The following is a 471-nucleotide window of genomic DNA, read 5'->3' on the forward strand; positions in this document are numbered from 1 at the left end:
CCCTCGCCGCGAGCGGGCCACTCGGCTGCCTGAGACGTAAAACTGCATCATGTAGTAATCGAGACTATCGCCTGCGATCAGCGCCGAAGTCCGTTCCGTCTTCTGAACGCAAGTAGTAACACTCCCGAACATCAACTCTCCGGCGCGATACGCATTCACTTTAGCGAAGAAAGTCGCATCCGTGATCGACGATATCTGCCATACTGATGCTGCCGTCTCGCGCCATACACCTATACGGGACTTCTCGGGCAACAGGGACGTATCAAATACAGATCTCGCCACCGGCGCTTCTGTATTAAATACATGACTCGTTACTTTACTCATAAAACGACCCTCTACGCGAAAGCAACAAAATGGTCACCGACCGCTGCCCGGCAGCACCACATCACGCAGCTAGCCAACAACCTCTTTATGAGCGGTTGGCAGCAGGTTGAGAAACGCGTCGGCCAGGCGTGAGGGTTTGACGCTGTT

Annotated in this window: 1 protein-coding gene; it reads right to left on the minus strand. The window is 54.1% G+C overall.

All coding sequences use genetic code 11. The annotated features are described in order from the left end of the window. The coding region (locus HX774_RS19860; protein WP_218650541.1) for a hypothetical protein at nt 1-324 on the minus strand (324 nt) is incomplete at its 3' end. Nucleotides 325-471: the final 147 nt, after the last annotated feature.

Source organism: Brevundimonas sp. P7753 (assembly GCF_013386595.1).
Lineage (GTDB): Bacteria > Pseudomonadota > Alphaproteobacteria > Caulobacterales > Caulobacteraceae > Brevundimonas > Brevundimonas bullata.